4 protein-coding genes are annotated in these 6000 nt (G+C 64.5%); all 4 read right to left on the bottom strand.

Annotation, left to right across the window (positions count from 1 at the left end; all coding sequences use genetic code 11):
• Positions 1-112: 112 nt before the first annotated feature.
• From QQK18_RS26190 to QQK18_RS26175, 4 genes are read right to left on the bottom strand one after another with little or no spacing between them, the layout of a single operon-like run.
• Entirely contained in the window at positions 113-2422 is a 2310-nt protein-coding gene (locus QQK18_RS26190) for an AAA family ATPase (protein ID WP_284343364.1), read from the bottom strand.
• A 60-nt stretch (positions 2423-2482) separates the two neighbouring features.
• A complete protein-coding gene (locus tag QQK18_RS26185; RefSeq protein ID WP_284343363.1) occupies positions 2483-3391 on the bottom strand; it encodes a glycosyltransferase family 2 protein in 909 nt (302 codons plus the stop codon).
• 1 nt (position 3392) lies between these two features.
• Positions 3393-4430 (bottom strand): glycosyltransferase family 2 protein, encoded by a 1038-nt coding sequence (locus tag QQK18_RS26180; RefSeq protein WP_284343362.1) that lies wholly within the window; start codon positions 4428-4430, stop codon positions 3393-3395.
• Complete coding sequence (locus tag QQK18_RS26175) at positions 4427-5584, bottom strand: glycosyltransferase family protein (RefSeq protein WP_348523257.1); 1158 nt, start codon at positions 5582-5584, stop codon at positions 4427-4429. Before QQK18_RS26175 ends, QQK18_RS26180 begins: the two co-directional genes overlap by 4 nt.
• Positions 5585-6000 lie beyond the last annotated feature (416 nt).

Here is a 6000-nt window from a genome sequence, read left to right as displayed (position 1 = left end):
TCCCGCAGAACCTCGCCATCCATCGCCAGCCTCCAAAAGCCAGCGTTGAATCTGATTTGCCCCCTCGCGGGAATCCCTAGAAGACTAAATTGTCACTACGACCTAGAGCGCTTTAGCCGACGGTCTGCTTGTTCGGGTCAGGCGCAGTGACGTTATAGTAGCGGCTGTAGGTGCCGACGTACCGCTCGGCCGCGCCCGGGTCGCTGTAGCGGCTAAGCCTTGCGAAATCGACCTTGTTGAGGACGACCCCAATGATCTCGTCGGAAAGCTGGGGTTCGTTCTCGAGGATCGCCCGCACGAGGCGCCGCGGTGTGCGGCCCCATTCGGTCACGAGGATGAAGCCATCCGTCCAAGGCTCGATGGAAAGCGCATCGACCATGGGCCCGAGCGGCGGCAGATCGATGACCACGTAGTCGAACTCGCGCCGCGCCTCCTCGAGCAGCGATTGCACGGGCTGGGAGGTGAGGAAATCGTTCGAGGTCGAGCCGGTTTGCGACGAAGTGGCCGGGATGACGGTCAGGCCCGTTTCCTCGTCAATCCGGGCGATCTCGCGCCAGGACCTGCCGGCGGACATGTCCATGAGGCCGAGCGTTGCGCCCGGCGCCGTGAGCCGGCTGGCCGCCGGCTGACGCAGGTCCGCATCGATGAGGAGCACCTTGTCGCCATTGGCGGCCAGCATCTCGGCAAACGAGACCGCGAAGGTCGTCTTGCCTTCGCCCGGCAACACCGAGACGACGCCGACAGTGACGCTGCGTCCCGCATGATGGCGCTTGCGCAGCATCAACTTGGCCGACTTCAGCGTCTCGAGGAATGCGGTCGTCGGCGCATTGGACCGGCGGCCGATCACCTGATCCCGGATGTAGCGGTGGTTCTGAACCGCGGTCCCCGCCTTGCCATGCTTCAGTCCGCTCTTGTTGAGCTTCGGCAAGTAACCGAGGAAGCGCAGCCCGAGCTCGTTGCTGATCTGGCTGCCGATACGGAACGAACGCTCGCGCAGTTCGTTGACGGCGCCCGCGCCAAGTCCGAGGAACATGCCGAAGATCAACGAGCCGGCGAGGACGAAGAGCGTGCGCGGGCCGGAGGGAGCGCGCGGCAGTTCCGGTTCTGTGATGATGCGCGCACCAGGTATCGGGAAGGACTGGCGCTGGATCGACTCTTCGTAGCGCGACAGGAACGAGTTATAGAGGATGCCGAGCGCGGCGGAGCGCTGCTGCAGCGCATTGAGTTCGACCTGGGCTTGATTGGCCTGGGCGGCGGCGCGCCCTTCGGTCTCGATGCTTTCGCGCAGACCGTTTTCCTGGCGCTCGGCTATGGTGAGTTGATTGCGGTACTGCTCGTTGAGCCCGCGCAACTGCACGAAAATCTGGTCGGTCAGCGCCCGACGCTCAGCCTCGAGCACCGCAATCTGCGGATGATCGGCGCCAAATGAGGCGGTGATCTCATCGATCCTGCGCGTGACTGAAGCGTAACGGGTGCGGATGGCGGAGATCTCTTCGTCGGCGATGCCGGTGTTGGAGAGAAGGGCGACGTTGTCGGCTGCTGCTTCCGGGCCGGCGTTGATGACCGCCTGCACCTGGTTCGACAGGGCGCGCACGCGCGCGGTTTCTGCCTGAGCCAGCACGAGTTGGTCGGTCAGCGCCTCCAGACGCTGGTTGCTGAGCTCCTCATCCTCGCCCCTGGTCAGACCGCTCTCACGGCGGAAGAGCTGGACGGCGAGGGTTGCCTGGCGCTGGCTTTCGCCGAGCTCTGCAAGGCGCCCCTGCAGCCAGTCGGTGGCTTGGCGGGTCGCTTCGAGGTCGGCATTCAACTGATCCTGCACGAAAGCTTCAGCATAGGCGTTGGCGATCCGGTGAGCGAGCTCGGGGGAGGGCGCCTCATAGGCAACGCGAATGACGGCGCTGCGACCCACGCGCTCGACGACAACACCGGCACGCAAGGCGCCAGCGGTTTCCTGGACCGTCGCCTCGAGCGCCCTTGGCTCGGCCTCGGCCGGCCCGAGCAACGGGGAGAGGAGCCCCAGCAGAGTTCCCCTGATCCGCTGAGTGAAAGATGGCGGCGGGTTGAGGAACTCCTCATCCGTCATCAGGTTCTCAGCCCCGGCGACTGCGCTTGCTATACGGCTGGATTTGAGCACCTCGATTTGGTTGAGGATTTCAGCCTCGAGGTCCAAGGCCGAAGTCGGTGCCGCAACCTCGCTCGCCATTTCCTGCAGGTTTTTGTCGATGAGGATCTGGCTCGCCGAGACATAGGTGCGCGGAGCCATCAAAAGATATAGAAGGCCAAGGCCGAGGCCGAGGGCGAGCCCAAGCGTCAGGACCAGGTACTGCCGCCGCAGGATCGACAGGATCCGGTCGATGTCGATGAAACTGACGTCCGAATTACGCGGGCCAGACATCTCCGGAAAGTTGCTGCGTTCAAGCACGGGCGTGTTTCCCCTTGTCCATGCGGCAAATTTCAATCGTGTGGTGAGCGGGCGGGTGGATCATGAGGTTTCTCCCTGACCGTAGTGGACGGCTTGGCGGGCGCCGAAGATGCCGCCGAGGACGCCGATATGCATGACTGCGCGCAGGAGATTGCGGCGCCAGTGGACCGGTGAGAATGCCATGACTGCCGTCATGACGATGCAATAACCGGCCTTGGCGGCAGCGAGACCGGCCGCAGAGAAGGTCGGTCCGCCGCCTGCCGCCTTCAGGCGCATGCCGTGTGTCTGCCCGGCGCGGAGGCGCCGGTTCAACAGCCAACGCATGTCGGCGCGGTTGTCCGGCACAGGCTCGTAGACCAGGGCTTCGGGCGCCTCGACGATCACGCCGCCGAGGTCGCTCAGCCGATAAAAGAAGTCGGTATCCTCGCCGCCCGACTTGCCGAGCGCCAGATCGAAGCGCAGAGCACTGATCGGCGGGCTCCAGCGGATCAAGACATTGCAGGTGTAGCCGGTGTAGATGGACCCGGCGACGTGCACAGGAGCGGTCGAGTGAAAGTCACCTTCGATCAGCCAGCCGGGCGAGGTGGGCGCATAGACGGCCTTGACCGGACCCAGCACCGCATCGGCGTCGGTCGCTTCGGCTGCTTGCAGCAGGTGCGCGAGCCAGCCGGGCGACACAGTCTCGTCGTCGTCCACGAAGGCCAAGTACTGCGCGTCGACCGCCTCGAGGCAGGCGTTGCGCGCGATCGAGATGTTGGCGGCAGGGCTGTGGAGGTATGTCACGGGGAAGGGGAACGTTCCCGCGATCCGCTCGACCAGCGGTCGGGCGGAGGGCGTCACGTCGTTGTCCGAGACGATAACGCGCACCTCGGCATCGGACACCTCCAGGGCGGCGACCGACTTCAACGTTTCGGCCAGGTGCGGCCGGCGGAACGTGCAGATGCAGATATCGATGCTCCTGGCCGCCATGTCACGACCCCGCTCTCTGGTTGTCACCCGTCAGCGCACGCGCCACGTGCAGCCAAAACCCGGATGACCAGGCAAAGTGCATGATCATGGCGGCGACGCCAACCAGCGGCGCGCGGCTGAAGGGCAAGCCGTACTTGTCGAAATGTTGACTGGTGGCGACCGCGCCGAGGGCAAGGCAGGCGAGGCACCAGAGGGCAAGCGGGATCAGCGCGATCCAATGCATAAAGGACAGGGCGGCGAGCGCCACGGCCGGCAGTATCACCAGCGGCAGCATCTGGCGGATGCGCGGGGTCATGCGGTGCTTGAGGATGTTGCGGGCCCGGCCGCTGCCATAGCCAAAATACTGCTTGAAGAGCGTCGCGGGCGTTGCGCGCGGATAATAGGTCATCACCGTAGCGTCGGTCAGCCAGATCCTGTAGCCGGCCTTGACGAACCGATAGTCGAGTTCGGCGTCTTCGTTGAAGCGGAAGGTTTCATCGTAGCCCCCGACCGCGCGGTAAGCAGGGATGCTCATCAGCGCGTGGTGGCCGTGCTCGACAAAGCGCCCGCCAAGCCCCGTGCGATGGGCCGAGCCGCCTGTGCCGACCAGCGAGTTCTGAGCGGTTGCGACGGCCCGCTGGAAGGTGCTCTCACCGATGGTGATCATCGGCACGACGATACAGTCGACGCCGCGCTGCTGCGCGTCCCTGACGAGCGCGCGGCAATAGTCGGGCGGATATTTGCCATGCGCATCAATGCGGATGACGTATTCGGCGTCGTCGCCGAAGCGGGCGACCGCCAGATTCATGGCCGCGCTCTGGATGCGCTTGGGATTGTCAATGAACGAGACGGTCCCGTACCGGGCGGCATAATCGGCCGCGATATCGCGGGTGCCGTCGGTGCTGCCGCCATCGGCCACGACGATCGAAGCTCCCATCGCCTCGGCTTCGACCATCAACTTGTCAAGGAGGCCGGCGATGTGCCGTGATTCGTTGAGCGTCGGCACGACGATCAGGCATTCCTTGAAAGGTTCGGCCGCGGGCACGGCGTCGTCGGTCATGCAGCTTCCCTTAGTGTCTGATCCGGAGCGGTGAGAGCCTGCAGTCGGTCGACGAACATGCGGCACTCAGCGGCGTTGCAGGCGAAATGACCCTCGTCCACCGCTGCGACAGCGCGGGCAAGACCGCCTATCCGGACGGTGGTCAGCGTTCCGAGCCTGTCGAAGAGCGTTGTCTCACTGATATTGGGCAGAACGATGCCGATGCCGTGCCGCTCGACAAGGGCGGCAGTTTCGGTGCCGGCCAATGCCACGGGTACGGCGCCGTGAAGGCACCCCTCATAGATGCGATTGGGCAGGAGCCATTGCGAATTGAGCCCTTCTTCGAAGAAGTCGATCGCCCAGGCCAGATGGACCGTGGAATAGATGTCGGCAAGGTCCTGCGGATTGCGGTAAGGACCCTCGAACCGCATATGGGGCTGGGTCGCGACAAACCCGTGGAAATCGGGAAATTCGGTCAGCGCGGGTCGGCCGCGCAGGACGATCTCCACCTTGCCGTCCATGGCGTTGGCGAACCGGGCCAGGGCATCGAGGGATTTGCGACAGCGCAGGGCGCCGAACCAGCCGATGCGGATGGGGCCGTCGGTTGCCGGTTCCGATGTCAGCGCTGGATTGCTGCCGCGTGGGGCGCCGGCCTCGAAGAACACCTTGTTTTCGACGACGACCGCCGGCGGAGCGCCATGAATGTCGAAATAGTTGCGCAGGAACGCGGGCGAGCTGGTGAGGAGCAAAGCAGCGTTGCGCGTCAAATGCTGTTCGGTGCCGCGCATGGCGCGACCGATAACATCCTCGCGCAGGAGCAAGCGGTGGATGTCGAGGCACTCGTAAACGAGGGGTGGGCGCGCCGGCCAGGAGGCGCGCAGGCGTTGGGCCAGCGGAAGCATTTCGAGATTACGGGCGATGACGACGTCGGGCATGCCGACAGGCCGCAGACGTCGCACGATCGATCCTAGCGCCCGCACAACGGCCGTTATGCGCTGGCCGAAGCGCGCATCGAAGGTCTCGCCCAATTCCACATAGTTTACGACGTCGAGGTCGGGCGGGGCGGCATCGGCACGCCGAAAACCGGCGATGGCGACTTCCGCTCCGCCGGCACGCATCATGTGGATGCGCCGGGCGACGGCGGCGTCGGCGAGGTTGGGCACCAAGTAGAGCACTTTGAGCAACGTTGTATCTCCTGTCCCGAAGGGCAGTACCCTCAACTTGCGGCGGGTTTTTCAGCTCTTGCCCGCAATCGCTCGCGAACAGGTCGGCTGCCGTTTCGACAGCTTGATTTCCTGCACCGGCCCGGGCGCTGGCAGGGTCGATGCGAAGGCAATCGCACGAGACGTCGGTGAAAGTAGGGCGTGGTGGGCCGATGAGGTCAATGAGGGCTCGTGCGGGACGGGTCTGCGACCAGCGCATAACTGTCGCCCGATCGGAGGCTCGGCGTAACCTGCTGTAAAATACAAGCAATTTTCTAAGGCTCGCTGTGGCGGTCTCACATTCGTTTCCGGTCGGGCGGTGGAAGAGCGCGCTCAATTGGGGCGGCATTGTGCCCGGTGTGCGAGGGAGAGGGCACCGGAGCAATCGC

It is taken from the genome of Devosia nitrariae, from assembly GCF_030160115.1.
Lineage (GTDB): Bacteria > Pseudomonadota > Alphaproteobacteria > Rhizobiales > Devosiaceae > Devosia > Devosia nitrariae.
This window is presented reverse-complemented; position numbering and strand designations above follow the sequence as displayed.